At 37.7% G+C, this 18,332-nt stretch carries 17 protein-coding genes and 1 pseudogene; 7 read left to right on the top strand and 11 right to left on the bottom strand.

Features of this window, described 5'->3' with window-relative positions; all coding sequences use genetic code 11:
- Window positions 1-173: 173 nt before the first annotated feature.
- From SAY88_RS10725 to SAY88_RS10715, 3 genes are all read left to right on the top strand, one after another.
- Complete coding sequence (locus SAY88_RS10725; RefSeq protein ID WP_332631707.1) at window positions 174-299, top strand: hypothetical protein; 126 nt, start codon at window positions 174-176, stop codon at window positions 297-299.
- Window positions 299-1,873 carry a spore germination protein gene (locus tag SAY88_RS10720; RefSeq protein WP_431308857.1) on the top strand — a complete coding sequence of 525 codons (1,575 nt, stop codon included), beginning with the start codon at window positions 299-301 and terminating at the stop codon, window positions 1,871-1,873. Before SAY88_RS10725 ends, SAY88_RS10720 begins: the two co-directional genes overlap by 1 nt.
- Before the next feature lie 169 nt (window positions 1,874-2,042).
- A complete protein-coding gene (locus SAY88_RS10715) occupies window positions 2,043-3,260 on the top strand; it encodes a Ger(x)C family spore germination protein (RefSeq protein WP_332631703.1) in 1,218 nt (405 codons plus the stop codon).
- Between the two features lie 182 nt (window positions 3,261-3,442).
- Here SAY88_RS10715 and SAY88_RS10710 read toward each other — a convergent pair whose 3' ends face one another.
- The 3 genes from SAY88_RS10710 to SAY88_RS10700 form a co-directional block, all read right to left on the bottom strand.
- Window positions 3,443-4,720: a Glu/Leu/Phe/Val family dehydrogenase gene (locus SAY88_RS10710; RefSeq protein WP_332631701.1), complete on the bottom strand. Its 1,278-nt coding sequence runs from the start codon at window positions 4,718-4,720 to the stop codon at window positions 3,443-3,445.
- 63 nt (window positions 4,721-4,783) lie between these two features.
- Window positions 4,784-5,740: a glutaminase gene (locus tag SAY88_RS10705; protein WP_332631764.1), complete on the bottom strand. Its 957-nt coding sequence runs from the start codon at window positions 5,738-5,740 to the stop codon at window positions 4,784-4,786.
- A 306-nt stretch (window positions 5,741-6,046) separates the two neighbouring features.
- Window positions 6,047-6,385, bottom strand: a complete 339-nt coding sequence (locus tag SAY88_RS10700) for a helix-turn-helix domain-containing protein (RefSeq protein ID WP_332631699.1) — start codon at window positions 6,383-6,385, stop codon at window positions 6,047-6,049.
- 247 nt (window positions 6,386-6,632) lie between these two features.
- Here SAY88_RS10700 and SAY88_RS10695 point away from each other — a divergent pair, with 247 nt between their 5' ends.
- On the top strand, window positions 6,633-7,637 hold the full coding sequence (locus SAY88_RS10695) for an asparaginase (protein WP_332631697.1): 1,005 nt from the start codon (window positions 6,633-6,635) through the stop codon (window positions 7,635-7,637).
- Between the two features lie 206 nt (window positions 7,638-7,843).
- On the opposite strand, the gene SAY88_RS10690 is transcribed toward SAY88_RS10695, so the two are convergent.
- Window positions 7,844-9,262, bottom strand: coding sequence for an alanine/glycine:cation symporter family protein (locus SAY88_RS10690; RefSeq protein WP_332631696.1), 1,419 nt, complete (start codon window positions 9,260-9,262; stop codon window positions 7,844-7,846).
- Window positions 9,263-9,687: 425 nt separating this feature from the next.
- Between SAY88_RS10690 and SAY88_RS10685 the strand changes: the two genes are divergently transcribed.
- Both SAY88_RS10685 and SAY88_RS10680 read left to right on the top strand, forming a co-directional pair.
- On the top strand, window positions 9,688-10,950 hold the full coding sequence (locus SAY88_RS10685; protein ID WP_431308858.1) for a sensor histidine kinase: 1,263 nt from the start codon (window positions 9,688-9,690) through the stop codon (window positions 10,948-10,950).
- Window positions 10,947-11,870 (top strand): response regulator, encoded by a 924-nt coding sequence (locus SAY88_RS10680; RefSeq protein WP_332631693.1) that lies wholly within the window; start codon window positions 10,947-10,949, stop codon window positions 11,868-11,870. The genes SAY88_RS10685 and SAY88_RS10680 overlap by 4 nt, the downstream gene beginning before the upstream one ends.
- Window positions 11,871-11,927: 57 nt before the next feature.
- Here SAY88_RS10680 and SAY88_RS10675 read toward each other — a convergent pair whose 3' ends face one another.
- From SAY88_RS10675 to SAY88_RS10660, 4 genes are all read right to left on the bottom strand, one after another.
- Window positions 11,928-12,113 carry a TRAP transporter large permease subunit gene (locus tag SAY88_RS10675; RefSeq protein ID WP_332631691.1) on the bottom strand — a complete coding sequence of 62 codons (186 nt, stop codon included), beginning with the start codon at window positions 12,111-12,113 and terminating at the stop codon, window positions 11,928-11,930.
- Window positions 12,114-12,142: 29 nt separating this feature from the next.
- Window positions 12,143-12,802 (bottom strand): NAD(P)H:quinone oxidoreductase type IV, encoded by a 660-nt coding sequence (wrbA, locus tag SAY88_RS10670; protein WP_332631690.1) that lies wholly within the window; start codon window positions 12,800-12,802, stop codon window positions 12,143-12,145.
- 146 nt (window positions 12,803-12,948) lie between these two features.
- On the bottom strand, window positions 12,949-13,365 hold the full coding sequence (locus SAY88_RS10665; RefSeq protein ID WP_332631688.1) for a DoxX family protein: 417 nt from the start codon (window positions 13,363-13,365) through the stop codon (window positions 12,949-12,951).
- Window positions 13,366-13,947: 582 nt separating this feature from the next.
- A complete protein-coding gene (locus SAY88_RS10660) occupies window positions 13,948-14,820 on the bottom strand; it encodes an SDR family oxidoreductase (protein WP_332631687.1) in 873 nt (290 codons plus the stop codon).
- A gap of 203 nt (window positions 14,821-15,023) precedes the next feature.
- Between SAY88_RS10660 and SAY88_RS10655 the strand changes: the two genes are divergently transcribed.
- Entirely contained in the window at window positions 15,024-15,455 is a 432-nt protein-coding gene (locus SAY88_RS10655) for an Rrf2 family transcriptional regulator (RefSeq protein WP_332631686.1), read from the top strand.
- A 273-nt stretch (window positions 15,456-15,728) separates the two neighbouring features.
- On the opposite strand, the gene SAY88_RS10650 is transcribed toward SAY88_RS10655, so the two are convergent.
- The 3 genes and pseudogenes from SAY88_RS10650 to SAY88_RS10640 all read right to left on the bottom strand — a co-directional run bounded on the left by SAY88_RS10650 (window position 15,729) and on the right by SAY88_RS10640 (window position 18,172).
- Complete coding sequence (locus SAY88_RS10650; protein WP_332631685.1) at window positions 15,729-16,295, bottom strand: DUF4256 domain-containing protein; 567 nt, start codon at window positions 16,293-16,295, stop codon at window positions 15,729-15,731.
- Between the two features lie 179 nt (window positions 16,296-16,474).
- Window positions 16,475-17,053 carry a sugar O-acetyltransferase gene (locus SAY88_RS10645; RefSeq protein ID WP_332631684.1) on the bottom strand — a complete coding sequence of 193 codons (579 nt, stop codon included), beginning with the start codon at window positions 17,051-17,053 and terminating at the stop codon, window positions 16,475-16,477.
- A gap of 33 nt (window positions 17,054-17,086) precedes the next feature.
- A pseudogene (locus tag SAY88_RS10640) lies at window positions 17,087-18,172 on the bottom strand (PQQ-dependent sugar dehydrogenase).
- Window positions 18,173-18,332: the final 160 nt, after the last annotated feature.

Here is an 18,332-nt window from a genome sequence, read left to right as displayed (position 1 = left end):
CAGCCTTTAGTTTGTGGAAAATTCCGCATATAGCCAAAACAATGAACAAATAATAGTAGAGAATTATGCCGCTTTTTTATAGTAGTTCTATGTCACTTTATCTTTTTGACAAAATAGGCAAATCGCTAGACTTTATTTTCAGCTCTAACTTAGACACGAGAAGGAGGATAAAAATGTGGAAAGCAATTGTTTCCCAACTTCCAGATTGGGTCGTTTACGTACAAGCCTTTTTTGCCTTTTTCATTCCTTATATTATTTCGAAATTATTTGAATGGGTTAATACATCAGAGGAAGAGTGATGAAAATGAAAAGAAGGAAATTAAAGAGGAAACTAAAGGAAACTGCGGTTCAAGATAATACACAAGAATCTAAGCCTTTTCAAGCTACAACAGAGTTTTTTTCTGGTGATCTCACCTCTGATCTAGATCTTGTAAATCAAGTAATCGGCCATAACTCGGATGTGCATTTTCGAAAGTTTCATATAGGACAACTAGTGGTACAGGGTGCAATCATTTTCGTTGAAGGGCTAGCCGATGTTGACCTCATTGACAAACATATCATGAAATCACTAATGCTTGACTTTACCGAAGAACAAGAACAGAACCATCTTTTAAGTGAAGGCAAAATCACATTAGAGTTTATTAAAAATCATATTCTCTCTATTAGCCAATTAAAAGAAGTTGTAAACATAAAAGATGTGGTGTCAGAAGTATTGATAGGTTCAACTGTACTTCTTATTGACGGGTCTCCGAGTGTATTAGTGCTCGGGACTACGAAAGGAAAAACACGTGATATTCAAGAGCCTACTTCAGAGCAAGCGGTTAGAGGGCCACGAATTGGTTTCAATGAAAATTTAATTGACAACACCGCTCTCTTGAGACGCAGTGGTAAAAATGAGAACTTATCCATCGTTAAATTCCAAGTAGGCAAACGAACAAACAAACAGCTTGTTATTACCTATATTCAAGATGTAGCTAATCCGGAGTTAGTTGAAGAGGTCAAAGCACGAATAAAGAAAATCGACATTGATAATGTAATGGACACAGGCTATTTGGAGCAGTTGATTGAAGATAATTACCTCAGCCCCTTTCAGCAAGTACAAAATACAGAGCGCCCTGACCGAGTCATGGCCGCTTTAATGGAAGGACGAGTTGCAATCCTTTTAGACGGGACCCCATTTGCCTTGATTGTTCCGGTTACTTTTAGTATGCTGCTGCAAACACCTGAAGATTACTATGATCGCTGGATTTCAGGCACGGTCATTCGTCTATTGCGTTTTTTTACCACTCTTATTTCGTTATTAGGACCAGCTCTGTACATTTCCTTTATTTCATTTAATCAAGGAATGATCCCTACTGATTTAGCCATTTCCATTGCGGGAACAAGAGAAGGTGTTCCGTTTCCATCCATTATCGAAGCGTTGATTATGGAAGTGGCTATCGAAATTTTACGGGAAGCTGGGCTGCGCTTGCCTAAACCGATTGGCTCTGCGATGGGGATTGTCGGGGGGCTGATTATTGGAGAAGCTGCCGTGCGAGCAGGAATCGTCAGCCCCGTTATGGTAATTGTTGTAGCAGTGACAGCTATTTCCTCCTTCACCATCCCTCAGTATAGTGCTGGGATTACTTTACGCATTCTTCGCTTTTTCGCTATGTTCAGTGCGGCGGTGTTTGGATTGTATGGGGTCATTCTGTTTGTCCTCTTACTTTTATCCCACATGGTGAAGCTTGAAAGTTTTGGTGTACCATATGTCAGTCCAGCTGCTCCTTATCGTGTAAGCGACTGGAACGACTTTATCGTACGTATGCCACTTAAAAAAATGAAACGTCGTCCAAAGTTCTTGCAAACAATTGATTCCGTTCGGAAAGGTTAGCTACCTTATGGAATATTCCTTACTAGAATCTGTCAGATAGACCGTTCATTTCTGTAAAGAGTGTTCACTGTGTTCTCTAATTGCCTAAGCAAAGGTACAATACCCTCGTTCACCAAGGGTAGCTCGGTCATGTCGCATTGCTTTTATTTGATGTACGAGGAGGGAAAGAATGAAGAAAGATGACAACAATGGACGTTTTTTATTCGTTTTACTGTCGGTTCTTTTACTCCTGTTTCTTGCAGGGTGCTGGGATCAGAGAGACATTGAAGAACTATCCTTTAAAGTAGGGGAAGCATTGGATATGGGTGAGCCTACTCAGCTTGAGCAAGAGTTCGAAAAAGAAGATGGCAAATATAAAAAAAGGAATCTGGTCACATTCACCTTGCAAAACGTCGTCCCGCAAGCAACTGGGAAAGGACAACAAGAAATTGGAGGCGGTCAGCAAAAGGCGTACGAAAACATTTCTGTTACAGGAGACTCCATCTATCAATTACTAAAAGAAACAGCGTTACTAGATGAGCACCTCCCCCATGGCTCACACCTAAAAGTAGTGATAATTGGTGAAGAGCTGGCCCGTAACATAAATCTTTCAAATCTAATTAATGAATACTTTCGTTCTCTGGATGTAAGAGAAAGCGTCAATTGGTTTGTTGCCAAAGGGCGAGCCAAAGACACTTTAGAGACAAAAAAAGCGGGAGAGATCCCGTCATTTCGCCTAATTGAACTTGTAGAAAATCGCCCAATCACTACCCGTATTCTGCCTCCTGTTACATTAACAAAGCTCCTTGCCCAACTAGCAGGAGATTCTAGTTTCCTTTTGCAAACAGTGGTCGCAAAAGAAGGAGAGGTAAAACTTGTAGGTGCAGCCGTAATCAATGGCAAAACAAAAAAGCTGCTTGGTTATTTAGATGAAGAGGATTTAGAGGGCATCATATGGATAGCTGGAGAAGGCAAAGGCGGTGTGGTTAAAAGTTTTTATAAAGATACAGACCAACTGGTCGTGTACAAGATTGACTCAATGAAAAGTAAAATTAAAGCTTATGTGAATGAAGAAGACACTATCTCATTTGATGTGAAAATCCAATCAGAAGGAACCTTAATTGAGGATTGGGTTTGGCCGGGAAATGCTTTTGATAACGAATTTCTAAAAGAGGCAGAAAAAGCTATAAAAAAAGAAGTGGAGCGTTTAGTGAGAAATGTATTAGAGAAAATGCAAGATGAATACAAGGTAGATGTTGCTGGGTTCGGAAAACGTTTAAGAATTCAGCATCCTAGAGTTTGGGAAGATATAAAAGAAGATTGGGATAAAACATTTAGTGACGTTGCAATTAACTACGATATAGACATAACCATCACCGATTATTCCATGTTAGGCTCGAAGAAATAAGGTCCTTTAATGACAATGACTGTCCAAAGATATAACGTTATTTATATTGGAAATGACTTTTGAATAGGTTCCTGTCTTGCCGAATTTGCACAATGACAGGAACCTTTACCTTCGTATTCTGTATGTTTTACAAACAATTCAAGCCCCCAAGCACCACTCTCTATTTCTACTTTCCACCAATTCTAAACCCACCCTCTAAAACGAGAGGCTTCTGCCATTCGCCGAACCCCCACCATATAAGCGGCTAGACGCATGTCAACTTGATGTCTTTGTGATAATTGACATATATTTTCAAATGAATGCTTCATAATCGTGCGTAATTTTTTATCAATCTCTTCTTCGTCCCAATAATACCCTTGATTATTTTGAACCCATTCAAAATAGGAAACTGTGACACCACCTGAACTTGCTAATACATCGGGGACTAGAAATTTGCCACGTTCTGTTAATATTTTAGTAGCTTCTAATGTTGTTGGTCCGTTTGCAGCTTCTACGATAATCTCCGCCTTAATCTCATGAGCGTTGTCCACCGTAATTTGGTTGGATATCGCAGCTGGCACAAGAATATCACAATCAGACTTCAACAGCTCTTCATTGCTTATCGTTTGTTTAAATAGATTGGTCACCGTACCAAAGCTATCCCTTTTACTTAACAAATAATCAATATCAAGGCCATCCGGATCATAAAGAGCTCCATAAGCATCGGATATCCCGACTACCTTTGCTCTCATCTCATGCATGAAAGAAGCTAGGAAGCTTCCTGCATTTCCAAATCCTTGTATAATCACACGTGCACCTTGCAATGTAAGACCTTTTTTCTTTACAGCCTCTTCTATACAAATGGTTACACCCCTTGCTGTAGCACTTTCTCTTCCATGTGAACCACCAAGTACAAGTGGCTTTCCTGTAATAAAACCTGGTGAATCAAATTCTCGAATACGACTATATTCATCCATCATCCAAGCCATAATTTGTGAATTTGTAAATACATCCGGTGCCGGAATGTCTTTTGTTGGACCTACAATTTGACTAATGGCTCGTACATATCCCCGGCTTAACCTTTCTAATTCTCTAAAAGACATGCTTCGCGGATCACATACGATCCCACCCTTTCCCCCGCCATACGGAAGATCAACAATTCCACATTTTAAACTCATCCAGATCGATAACGCTTTTACTTCTTCTTCAGTTACTTCAGGATGAAATCGTATTCCTCCTTTTGTTGGTCCGATAGCATCATTATGTTGTGCACGATAACCAGTAAATATCTTAACTTCTCCGTTATCCATACGAACGGGAATACGTACTGTAAGCATTCTGATTGGTTCTTTTAAAAGCTCGAACATTTCATCTTTATAACCTAATTTATGTAACGCTTCTTGTATGACCCTTTGTGTAGATTGGAACAGACTTAACACATTCTTTTTTTCTTCTTTTTTGATTTCCTTTGTAGTGATCATCTTTTATACCACCCTTGCTCTTTTTTTCATCCTCATATCGTTTTTAAATGTTTGATCCAATTGTTAAAAAATACTAAAATCCCATTCATCTGCAAGATTTTTCAAAAGTTCAACTCCCGCTATGCTATTTCCAAACTCATCTATTGCTGGACCATAAATACCGATGCCACACCCCATTTGAAAAGGGATTTTTTGCTCATATCTTGCTGGAACTGAAGCAATAATCCCCCCTGACACTCCACTTTTAGCTGGGACCCCAACAAAAGCTGCAAATTTCCCTGAGGCATTATACATCCCACAAGTCATCATTAAACCTTTAATCAACTTTGCTACCTCCTTAGGAAAGACTTGTCTTTTTTGAATCGGGTCGTATCCATTTTGAGATAAAATTAAACCCATTCGAGCAATATCTTTGGCATTTACTTCAATGGAACATTGTTTTAAATAAACTTCTAACGCATCTTCAACCTCTGATTCTAAGAAACCGCTCTCTTTTAAATAGTAAGCTAATGCTCTATTACGATTCGCCGTTTTCCATTCTGACTGAAAAACTCTTTCGTTAAAAGTTGGTCGTCTCCCAATCATTTTTTCAAGCAATTTATATACCGAATTTAACTTTTGCTCAGGTGATTCCCCATTAAGGAGCGAAGTTATTGTAATAGCCCCTGCATTAATCATTGGGTTAAATGGTCTCCCTGGTTTATTCATTTCCAAGCGGACAATCGAATTAAATGCATCCCCGGTTGGTTCAACATCAACACGTTCTAGCACAAATGAAATTCCACGGTCTAAACAAGCAGCAATAAAACTAATGACTTTTGAGATACTTTGTAGAGTAAAAGGAACGTCCCATTCCCCTGATTTGATCTCATCACCTTCTGGGGTAATGATGCAAATCCCTAAATCTAAGAGATTTGACTCCCCTAGAGCAGGAATGTACTCTGCACAACGTCCTTTCCTACCAAGTGGACGGCACTGTTTTACCCAGCGATCAAGATTTTCTCCCTCAATGATATTCATACTTATCCTTTTTCCCTGCAGTGATTGCATTCGCCTTCCTCCTAAATGTAACCGCTTCCATTATTAAGCTGTCAACTTTCATATTTAGATTAAAATTTAAGCTACGAAAAAGAACAAAACACTACAAAACGATTAAAAAAGTTTTTTTCTTCCTTTACTCGAATGAGTTGAAGGAGACGTCTCAATAGATTACTTTTTTCTCTATTGAGACACCTTCAGGCCAAAGTGAGAGGGCATTGAAAAAGGTAAAGATCGACCTTTTTCAGTGCCCTCCCAAAGTGGTAGACAAAGGACCATACATATTCATCAAAGGTCCTTTTTTAGCTCTCTCTTTACCCTAGTAAAAGCAATAAAATCTCTTAATTCCTCCACAGTTAACGGAGAATGATCAAGTATTAGTACATGTTCCTCTGATGCCAATAGTTCATTAAGTTCAAATTTCAGAAGCTTCTCTACTTCGCGATCCAAAATATAATCAACCGTTGTTTCGTACAAATCAGCAATGTCTGCTAACGCTTGGATAGAAGGCATTCGGTAGCCAGATTCATAGCCCGCATACGTACTTTTTGCAATACCAAGCCGGTCGGCCGTTTCCTGCATTGACCAATTTTTCTTCTTTCTAAGTTCTGATAATCGCTTTAACAACTGGATCCCTGCTTCCGTATTTTTTATAGTTTAATAGTAGAGAAAAAGTAGTTTTCTTCTATGACTAATGTTGAACACGCTCTTATCGTCATAAATTATATAGTATAAGAAAATAACTCATCAAGAAAAATGTTCTCGAAACGAGAACAACATATTGATTTCAGTCTGCTTATATTATAATATAATAAACATTAAGGTCGCGTTATGCAAACACTATTACGATATTGGAAGATAAAGGTGGACAAATATGAAAAAACTATTGTTACTTGCTACTGGTGGGACGATTGCATCAATTGAAGGTGAGGAGGGACTTGTTCCCGGTCTCTCAGCAAAGGATATACTAGATTATTTTAACGACACATCTTTATCTGTTGATGTAACCTATCAAATCCTCATGAACAGAGATAGTACAAATATGCAGCCAGAACATTGGGTTCAAATTGCAGAAGCTGTTCATCAAAACTATGACCTGTATGATGGATTTGTGATCACTCATGGAACTGATACGCTAAGTTTTACGTCCTCTGCATTGTCCTATATGCTGCAAGGATTGCAAAAGCCAGTTGTTGTGACAGGTTCTCAAGTTCCTATCAGCTTTAAACATACAGATGCAAAAAAAAATCTATCAGATGCACTGCTGTTTGCAAGTGAAAACATAGGCGGGGTTTTTGTTGTATTTGATGGGCGTGTCATGATGGGAACAAGGGCTGTTAAAATGAGGACAAAAAGCTACGATGCTTTTGAAAGTATAAACTTACCCTATGTCGCTTTGATAAAAGAAAATCGAATCACCTACTACTGGCAGCCTGAACGTAATGAACTGAAACTTACATTAGATACAAGTTTATGTCCTGATGTATTTGTTTTGAAATTACACCCTGGAACAAAACCGAAGATTTTTGATTTTTTGAAGAAGTTGTATAAAGGGGTAATTATCGAAAGTTATGGAAATGGTGGTGTTCCATTTGAACAAAGAAATCTTTTACCTAAAATAAAAGAGCTAATCGATGAAGGCATAGCCGTCCTCATTTCAACTCAATGTTTAGAAGAAGGAGGAGATTTATATCTATATGAGGTAGGCAGAAAGGTTGCACAGTATGATGTGATTTTATCTGGAGATATGAACAAAGAGGCCATTGTAGCCAAGCTGATGTGGGCACTTGGTAAAACGACTAATATAAAAGAAGTCAAACAAATTATAGAAACTCCACTGGCTTGGGATCTATCTACAACTTGGGATCCTGAGGATTAATAAGGTATATCGGTTTATAGAAACTGCGCCAGATGATATCGAACGAAAAGGAGCTCACATAACGGGGCGACGATGTTATTAATTAAATAACCCCCCTAAAGAGGGCACTGAAAAGGTTGATTTGTACCTTTTCAGTGCCCTCCTACTTTTTTAATTATAACTGTATTTAATCATGTCGCTGTAGACAAGCTTTCCCGTTTATAGCATTAGGCTTCTTTATGCTTCTCATAAATTTCTTCATCTTCCCAGCATTCTACATTTTTTAGGCCTTCAATGCTGCTAGCATAAAATACGGGATCTTTTCCTTCTTTTTTCTGTTTAACATAATCTTTTAAAACTGCAATCGCAATTTTCCCAATTAAAAGAAGAGCAATTAAGTTTGTGATTGCCATTAGCGCCATAAAGAGATCAGCTAGATTCCAAACCATACTTAGACTTGAAACGGACCCAAATAGTACTACCGCTAAGACAGCTAGACGGAAGACAAGGAGCATGGTCTTATTTTCCTTAATAAATTCTAAATTGGATTCACCATAGTAGTAATTTCCAACAATCGAACTAAAACAAAATAACAAAATGGCAATAGCTACAAAAATTGTTGCCCACGAACCAACATGACTAGCTAAGGCAATTTGAGTAAGCTGAATGCCACCCATTCCTTCTCCTTGAACACCCGATAATAAAATAATAAACGCAGTTGCACTACAAATGAATAATGTGTCGATAAACACACCTAATGTCTGAACAAATCCTTGTTTTGCTGGATGACTCACATCGGCGGTTGCTGCTGCAACAGGTGCACTCCCCATTCCAGCTTCATTCGAAAATAATCCGCGCTTGACACCATTCATAATCGCAGCACCAATCCCACCAGCAACCGCTTCGTTGAAACCAAATGCACTAGAGACAATAAGACCAATCATCCCAGGAATTTCGCCAATGTTTCCAATCACTACATATGTAGCTAAAATTAAATAACATAGAGCCATAATCGGAACTACTACCTGAGTCACTTTAGCAATACGCTTCACGCCGCCAAAGATAACCAACCCAGTCAGTACAGTTAAAGCAATGCCGAGGACAAGTCGATTTACGCCAAAGGCTTCCTCAAATGCAGATGTTATCGTATTTGCTTGAACCGAATTAAAAGCCAGTCCAAAACAGAAGGTGATTAATATCGCAAACAATACCCCCATCCATCTAGCACCAAGAGCTTTTTCCATATAAAAGGCTGGGCCACCCTTGTACCCGTTAGATCCTTTAACCTTATACACTTGAGCTAACGTACTTTCAATAAAGCTTAATGCTGCACCAAAAATGGCAACAATCCACATCCAAAAGACAGCACCAGGACCTCCTAAAGTAATCGCAATGGCCACCCCAGCAAGATTACCTGTCCCAATTCTTGATGCAGCACTAATACAGAACGCCCCGAATGATGAAACTTGTTTCTTTCCGCTGTTAGTCGAAGGACTTTCTTTCATTAAACGAAACATTTCTCCAAGATTTCTAATTTGAACAAATTTCGTTCTGAACGTAAAATAAATACCTAACCCAACAAGTAAAATAATTAACACATAGGACCATAAAATCGTATTTCCCCAATCAATGATCGCTTCTACCATAAGAATCACCTCTTTAGTTTTTTATTTATTCGCGTTCAAATCTCACTTTTTAAATCATTGACACCTCCTAAGTGTTGTAAGCGTTTGCAATTTGGTTGCTTACAAATATACATAAGTATAGAAAGAAATCTACAAAAAGAGACCAGATGCTACAAGAAAACACAAAAAAAATCGAGTCTGTTCAAAAAAGTAGTTTTTTCACAGCAATAAGTGGATTCCCGAAGGCACTAAAGCCAATGGAATACCCGTTAACGTGCAGCGTGTGGAGTCATTGCCCCTAATTTATCGCAAATATAGTTGAATAAAAATAACTTTTTATATAGAATTATGCTTAAATCTTTGGTAGTCTTTTTGACAAAGCTCTAGGAGTGACACCTTTGAACCTTTATCCCTTACTAAAAAAAGAACGTACGATTATTATTTTTATGATCCTTTTTGTTCCACTAGCGGGCGAAATTAATTTTTACCCCATTAATGAAACATTTCGTGTTAGTTTAGGCCCACCCGTTCTTTTTCTATTTCTACTATTTTTAAGAAACACCGCTATTATTCCAGGTTTTTTAACTGCTTCTGTAGTTGTCATTTTTCGAATTCTACTAGATTGGCTCATGCTAAACAACTTTAACTGGTTAACATCGTTTGAATCACATTATCCCACTTTTTTCTTTTATTTCACTTATACTTGTCTTTTTTATGTAATGAAAGTTAATCGTTACCATCACCGCCCCTTGATCATTGGCTTATTTGGCATCATCATTGAATTAATATCAGACTTTTCAGAGCTATTCGTGCAATATCTTGTATTTGAAATGACCATTACTTCTACCTCTTTAACGGAAATGGTTATCATAGCTCTTTCTCATAGCTTTATGGTCTTAGGTGTTTTTAGTATGATGAAGTTGTATGAGACCCAATCACGGGAGCGGGAGGTTCGAAAGCAAAATGAACATATGCTCATGCTCGTCTCCAATTTGTATGAGGAATCGATTCACTTGAAAAAATCACTTCAAAACTCCGAGGCAATTACTAGAAAGGCTTACGAGCTATATAGAGGATTAAATCAGGATCAATTTAATAACAGCAATGTCATCAAAAGTACTCGTCAACAACTATTAGAAATCGCTGGTGAGGTACATGACATAAAAAAAGACAATCAAAGAATTTTTGCTGGATTGTCTAAACTTATTACAAATGAAAGTTTCTCAGATTATGTCAATATCACTGAGCTCATTCATATTATTGTTCGAGCCAATGAAAAGTATGCTCGCTTATTAGATAAAGAAGTTAAATTTAGTTATACGATTGAGGGAGTGCACTCTCGTTACCATATCTATACGATTTTATCGATTCTCAATAATGTAGTTGCAAACGCCGTAGAAGCTATTACTGATAAGGGAACTATTAAAATAGAAGTGGTCGCAGAGCAGAATTGGGTTGAATTTAACATTGAAGACGATGGAGTCGGGATTGTTGATAAGCATAAAAAATTAATATTCAAACCTGGCTTCACTTCTAAATTTGACCTTATGGGTAATCCCTCAACAGGCATTGGATTAACCTTTGTAGAGGATATGGTCACAAAACTTAACGGCACCGTCACCTTCCAAAGTAGACCAGGGAATAAAGGAACTGTATTTACAATTAGCTTGCCAGTTGAAAATTTAGTAGAAAAGGAGTGTTCTAGATGAACTTCTATATTACCGATGATGATGAAATCGTTCGTTCTATGCTCGCTCAATTTATAGAGGATGAAGACCTAGGGCAAGTTGTAGGTGAATCTGAAGATGGTGCATTATTGGATGGAGAAACATTAAACATAAAAAAGGTCGATATTTTATTAATTGATTTACTAATGCCTCATCGTGATGGTCTTGAAACGATTCGAGCAATCAAACCTACGTTTAAGGGAAAAATCATTATGATCTCTCAAATAGAATCAAAGGATCTAATTTGTGAAGCGTATTTACTTGGGATAGAGCACTATGTGAATAAACCGATTAATAAAATCGAAGTATTAGCTGTGCTTCAAAAAGTGATGGAGCATATCCGCTTAGAAAAATCGATTTATGACATTCAAAAGTCGTTAAATACCGTCCTTCAGATTGAACCTAAGTGGAAACCTACTGCTTATAAAGAGGGTAATATTAAGACTTATGGTCAATTTCTCTTATCTGAATTAGGTATTTCTGGCGAAAGCGGGTCTAGAGATTTACTAGATATATTAGTATATTTATTTAATTTTGAGAAGAAATATACATTTGATCACGAAATGCCCTCTCTTACAACTATTTATGAGCAGATAGCTGCAAAAAAGCTAGGAGCAACTGCAGATGATGAAGATCTAAGAAAAGAGATTAAAGCGTCTAAACAGCGGGTCCGAAGAACGATTTATCATTCCTTAAATCACTTAGCATCTCTTGGACTTACAGACTTTTCAAATGTGCTTTTTGAAAAGTATGCCTCCCATTTTTTTGATTTTACAGTTGTTCGAAAAAGAATGTTAGAATTAAAAAACGAATCTGGTTCTCCGGTAACTTCTACTCGAGTAAATACAAAAAAATTTATTCAAACATTATATTTTGAAGCCAAACAGATGATGTCCGAGTAGTCAATTTTAGCGGTTATATATAATAGAGTTTATTTAGTAGTAAGAGCTTAAAAGAATTTAGATGTAATAAACCATAGAAAACAGAGTCATAGCTAATTCACCGCGTACATGCCCAAGCCAACGGTCGGCTCCATCAAATAAATCTTTTCCTAATCCACTATAAAAGAGAATCATCCCCATTAAGATAAAAAGAGGCATAACACTTAGCACATATGAACTTGCGACATTATAGGTTGGAGCCAATCAGATTAATCTGATTGGCTCCATTTCCATTATTGATTTCCTTTTTTCACCCATTCAGCTATTGTAACTGTACGCTTCGCTTGATGTTTCACAGCTGCTTCCACATCTTCAATCATTTTTCCATCCTGGCCGACTGTTACACTTACACCATATGGATTTCCGCCGGAAGTAAACTGAACTGGATCCGTGTAACCAGGTGATGCAACAATTGCACCCCAGTGATGCATTGTAGTGTAAAGATTTAAGATTGTTGCTTCTTGACCGCCGTGAGAATTTTGAGCTGAAGTCATGGCACTTACTACTTTATTTACAAGCTTCCCGTTAAACCATAATCCACCAGTTGTATCTAGGAATTGCTTCATTTGTGCTGGTATATTTCCAAAACGTGTTGGTACACTGAAAATAATCGCATCTGCCCATTCAAGGTCATCTAAAGTAACCTCAGGAACATCTTTCGTTGCTTCAACATGTGCTTTCCAACCTTCATTTTCATCAATTACATGTTGTGGAGCAAGTTCAGGTACCTTTACCACCTTCACTTCAGCTCCTGCTTCTGTTGCACCTTCTTCCGCCCATTTCGATAATTGATAGTTTGTTCCACCCATGCTGTAATAAATAACAGCTAATTTTACGTTTGACATTTTTTCCGACTCCTTTGTTTTTCCAAATAGTTTTTCGAAAATCCCCATATTAATTTCTCCTTTAGTCTTATCTATTTATTCTAGTAAGAACCACCTCCATTGAAAATTAGTCATCTTCAATGTTTCCATGTTCTTTTACTTAATTAAACGTCCTAACTCATACTTCAAATTCATTCTTCTCTAATTCGAGATAATCACGCTGATTTTGCAAAGGGTTTGTTGTTTTCTTGACCTTTAAAGAAAAGTTGACCAAGAGATAGCATTTTACTACCATTCAATACTAGGTAAACAGCGATCATCAGTAAAACAAGATCATAAGCGTACCCATCTAAAAATCCTGCTGCTAATTGTACCGTGAAAATTGCCCCAATCATGATAATCCCTATTAATGCAGAAACAATCCGTGTACCAATACCTAAGATTAAAGCAATTCCTCCAACTAATTCAATAGTAGCTACGATATAAGCCAGGCCTCCTAGTAAACCGATACTATCAAACCAGCCTACTATATTTTCAATACCTCCTTGGAACTTCGCTGCACCATGTGCTAAAAACACAATCCCTAACACTACACGTAATAAAAATGCTCCGATTTCATTTTTGTTTAACATAATTTCTCCTCCAATTTTTTTGTAATAACTGAATTTATTTTCAATTCACTTATTTTAATTTTGTATACTACCATTTAATATATTATGAATACGAGATAATTATCCCCAAAAAATTTTATAGGTCTATACCTTAAGTATGATAACCTACCTTTTTTAACTGTTGGATCCAACTCTTTTTTCATTCAAGACTATGTTGTTCCCTCTATTCTGATTGCAGCATACGTGATACGGCGGTCTTTTGGTCAAGGTTTCTCTCTATACATTTCTTCTTTCTAACTTGTTGACCACATACATTATACTACTACTAATTGATAAATCCTTCTCCACTTGTTTAATGTCTTGAATATCTATCAACTACTATCACTATTGTAAATCATCTCGAATTCGAGATAATTATATAACTACTTAATTCCTAGTGTCAACTGTTTTTATCAATTTCGTTTCAAATTGGGACTGCTCCACAATAAAGCACTTGGTGTATTCGACAATCAGAAATGGTGTTTATGGCCGTACGTTTTAGGGTGGAAAAAGAGTCTAAATATACAAAGTGTATAATATCTGCATATTTTAGGCTCTTTCATTTTATTTTGTTTGTGTAGTTGCATTAACAAGTTGGGAAAGCGCATCGTTGATCGGTGTAACTGGGCGACCAAGAACTTTCTCAAAATCATTGCTTTCCACTTCTAGTGAACCGTTTCGAATGCTTTCTTGAATTCCTACTACAATCGGAATTACAAAATCAGGTAAACCTATACCTTTCATGATCTCTGCATATTTTTCGTCACTAACATGTTGTACAGGTACTTCCTTATTCAATACATTCCCAAGAGCCGATGCCAATTCTTCTTGAGTTAAAAGAGGACCAGAAAGTTCATACACTGTATTTTCATGCCCGCTCCCAACAAGAACCGCTGCCGCTGCATCTGCATAATCTTGTTGCAACGCCCAGCCTACTTTACCTTCTCCAGCAGAAGTTACCCACGGAGCTCCTCCCATAGCACCTTGAATGCTTCCGATTTCGTTTTCTAAATACCAATTGTTACGCAAGAAAGAATATGGGATACCTGTCTTTATGATAGCTGCCTCTGTCGCTACATGAGGAGGGGCCATTAAATTATTGCTTTCTGTTGCATTTGCTAAACTTGTGTAAGCAATAAATTTTACCCCTGCACGCTCTGCTGCTTGAACGGCATTAGTATGTTGTTGAATCCTTGTTTCATTGTCACCATCGGCAGAAATAATTAATAAGCGGTCAATCCCTGCAAAAGCATTATCTAATGTTTCTGGTCGGTCAAAATCACCTTGACGAACTTCCACTCCACGAGCACGCAGTCCTTCTGCCTTCTCTGGATTTCGAACACTCACTGCCAACTCACTTGCAGGTATAGATTCCAGTAATGATTCTACAACCTTTGAACCTAATTTCCCTGTTGCTCCTGAGACTAATATTTTCATTTGTGTATTCCTCCCATTTCGTTTTACTTGTAATAATATCGATTACATGTAATTATTTTAGTTACACGTATTCAATTTGTCAACACCTGAAATGCTATTTATTTTTTTGTTTTAACTTTGGTATAATAAACGTGTAATCAAATTAATTACATGATGATATTAATATTAATTAACGGATTAGTTCATAGGGATGGTGACTGAACATGTCCATCAGCAGTCGATTCGCTGTCGGAATTCATATATTGACTCTAATTGAATTTAATAAAGAAGGAGTAACATCTTCTGAATATTTAGCTTCAAGTGTTAACACGAACCCAGCCGTGATAAGAAAACTAATGGGAATGCTAAAAAAAGCTGGTTTGATCGAGGTACATCCAGGTATTGCAGGGGCTAAACTTGCAAAGGAATTATCGAATATCACACTGTTCGACGTTTATAAGGCAGTAAATGTTGTACAGGAGAAAGAATTATTTAGCATACATGAAAGTCCACATCCTGATTGTCCCATAGGCAGGAACATCCAGAATACAATTGAACCATTATTTACAGCAGCACAATTGGCAATGGAAAAGGTTTTAAGGAATGTTACTTTAGAAGATGTTGTAAAGGATATTACTACTAAAGAAAATATCTGAGAAGCAACGGGACGGATCTAGTCTTTTATTCGTTTTGCGAAACTAAAGGGATACGCCCCCTTGCTCATACAACATATTTTTCTTTGGTATAGTTAAAACATAGAATTGCGCCTATAACAAACCAATGGCATTTAAAATTTGGGTATCTTTTAGCAATTTTTTATTCCACCTCCTCTGCTTTAAATGTCCATATTAAAACAGAGGTAAGATGATGTGGCCAACAATAAAAGGTGCATGTATCAACGTTTGGCTGATATTGTAGAAAGGAGTAGCTTAGACCTTTAGCGAACCACGGAAACCCCTGGCACCATAGTAAGAATCTGCTCCATTATGATACATAAAAACCGTGTCGTAACGACGATCACAAAAGATAGCACCGCCGAGTTTTCGAATATTAGCAGGTGTTTTCACCCAGCTTGATGTTTTCATATCGAAATTTCCAAGTTTTTGCAACTCACGGTATTCTTCTTCCGATAAAAGCTCAATACCCATGTCAGCAGCCATGTCCATCACTGTATTTTCTGGTTTATATTTTTTCCTTGACTCCAGTGCTTCCCGATCGTAACAAACACTTCGGCGACCTTTTGGACTTTCTGGTGAACAGTCATAAAAGATGTATTCGCCCCTTTTTTCATCATACCCAACCACATCCGGCTCACCGCCAGTTCTTTCCATTTCATTGAGCGACCAAAGTTTTTCCGTATTAGCTTCCAGTTTTGCTTGGACTTTAACCCATTCAAGACCTTCATGGCGGTTCATATTTTTCTCAAATCGAGCTTTCAATGCTTTGAATAATTCTTCACTTTGTTCTAGTGTCAATTCCTTACTTTTCTCTGTCATTTTGGTTCCCCTTTTTATTGTTTATTGGGTATATATTGCTTATAGCAATTCCATCCAATCATCCAAAATATAGACGATCACACTATCTATTTTAAACATCTTGTTCAAGCATTGCACCCGTTCAAGTACAATTTTTATACCGACAACATGGGCAAATATATTTTCATAAATCAGCCGTATTACTCCTTACTGTTATCAATTTCATTAAGAATTTTTGCAGGTACACCGCCAACAATAACGTTAGGCGGTACATCCTTGGTGACAACAGCACCAGCGGCGACAATCGCACCGTCACCAATGGTCACACCAGGAACAACTGTCGCGTTTGCTCCAATCCATACATTATTACCTATCACTATGGGCGCAGGATGCAGTGTGCTACGTTTGTTGGGATTAATGTCGTGGTTAAGGGTAGCCAAAACAACATTATGTCCGATGAGCACCCCATCGCCAATTGTAATGCCGCCCTGATCTTGGAAACGACATCCAGAATTGATAAAGACATTCTTTCCAACATTGATATTTTTACCACAGTCCGTATAAAAAGGAGGGAACATGGCAAATGTCTCATCCACGGGACTGCCTATTAGGTCAGAAAACAAGTTTCGAATTTCTTCCGGGGGATGATAACTTCCGTTGATCTGGGCAGTTAGTTTCAGCGCCTCCTGAGCTAGTTCATGCATCATTTGATGTACTTCTGAACCACCCTCAACTGTCTCACCACGGTTCAAATGTGCTAAAAAATCACGAATTTCCATTGATATTCACCTTCTCTTTTTCAATTTCCATTTCTATTCATTTAATTCTGCAAGCGAAATTCGATATAGCTTATCGTCATTTTCCTGTGGTGTACCGCGACCATCTGTATTATTGCTAATGAAATAAAGGAAGTCATCCTCAATGAAAATATCCCGAATTCTACCTAGTCCAGTTATTACTTCTCGTTGTTCACGTGTTTCAAGGTCAAATTCTAATACAGCAGATCCTCTTAATGCAGCAACATACAATTTACCATTATAATAGTCCATTCCAGATGGAGCCCAAGTGTCTGCCTCACCTGAAGTGAGTAGCGGTGAAACCATTCCTTCTTGTTCCTCATCGCCTTCAATAATCGGCCAGCTATAATTTTGACCAGCTTCGATTAAGTTGACCTCATCATTTGCTCTGCTGCCGTGCTCACTTGAATAGAACGTACCATCAGTCGACCAGGTAATGCCTTGGGGATTTCGGTGTCCATAACTTTACATATAGGAATCTGGAAATGGAATATCACTTGGAATGGAGCCATCAAGATTCATTCGTAAAATCTTTCCACCTAGTGAATCAAGATCTTGTGCGATACTCGGTTCAGACGCATCACCGGTTGTTGCATAAAGCATTCCATCGGGTCCGATTTTAAGCCTTCCGCCATGATGGTACGTACCACTTGGGATATGATCGAGAAGCAAACTCTCTTCCCTCCAAATGTTATCTTCCAAACGGAGGATTACAATACGGTTAAATTGTCCAAAGTCATCTACATATGTATAGATAGCATAAGCTAGATTTGATTCAGCAAAGTCGGGGGCAAGCACAAATCCTAATAATCCTGCCTCGGGAGCTGTCGAAATATCTTGCTTAAGTTCTACTCTTTGTCGTTCCACTTCTCCATTTTCCAATTTTATGATGGATCCTGGTCTTTCTGTTAAATAGAAAGTATGATCACGCTTTTCTGTTGACCAAGGAATATCAAGGTTTTCTGCAATCACTTCTAACTCTACATTCCCCTGCTCATTTGAAGCAGTTTGCTCGTTGTCTATTGCATTTTGTTGTTCTTTTGATGAACACCCAACGAGCAGGAAAACGATTAATACATATATACTTAAATTTATTTTCATCATTTATCTTATCTCCTATTGGGTTTCTATTGAGTAATGTCTTAATAGTAAGTTGGACATGAAATAAGGTCTATAAATTAAACCAACATATACTTTAATAAAAAGGATACCCAAAAAGAGGGCACTGAAAAAGGAGAAAACGCCCTTTTTCAGTGCCCTC

Origin of the sequence: Halalkalibacter flavus (assembly GCF_036663575.1) — a bacterium.
GTDB classification, from domain to species: Bacteria; Bacillota; Bacilli; order Bacillales; family Bacillaceae_D; genus Halalkalibacter; species Halalkalibacter flavus.
This window is presented reverse-complemented; position numbering and strand designations above follow the sequence as displayed.